The sequence below is a fragment of the Burkholderia sp. SIMBA_062 genome, assembly GCF_046534765.1.
Classification (GTDB): Bacteria; Pseudomonadota; Gammaproteobacteria; order Burkholderiales; family Burkholderiaceae; genus Burkholderia; species Burkholderia ambifaria.
Genome location: NZ_JAWRYD010000133.1, coordinates 1 through 385 on the forward strand (window position 1 = coordinate 1; position 385 = coordinate 385).

At 36.1% G+C, this 385-nt stretch carries 1 protein-coding gene; it reads right to left on the minus strand.

The window, feature by feature from the left end:
• Positions 1–223: cysteine peptidase family C39 domain-containing protein (locus tag SB786_RS35725; protein ID WP_410731505.1), on the minus strand; the 223-nt coding region annotated here is incomplete at its 3' end.
• Positions 224–385 lie beyond the last annotated feature (162 nt).

The window sequence follows — 385 nt, forward strand, 5'->3', positions numbered from 1 at the left end:
TATCTGCTTCGCAGCCCTCAGCGTCAAAGCCGATAGCTTTAGCACATTGATGTAATCCGAGAAGCGTAGTTCCGGTTTTACTTGTTCCACTTTTCTCGCGAAGAGTTTCTAATGAAATATCTCCTTGGTAATATCGTACTAAAGATTGGAGACAGCCAACACCACAATCTGTGAGGTCTTTTTGAAGTGAAAAGGTTTTTTTTATGAACTTATTTTTTTTCATCAAAGGGATTTATGAGTTTTTCCAGCTTTATAGCTCCTGAGTTTCTTTTGGTAAGATGGTTGTTTTTATCATAAACCAAAAAATATGGTACACTACTCATTCCTAATTTTCGATAAAGGGTAGCCATTTCATCGTGACACCAGAAAATATTACTTTGCTTAT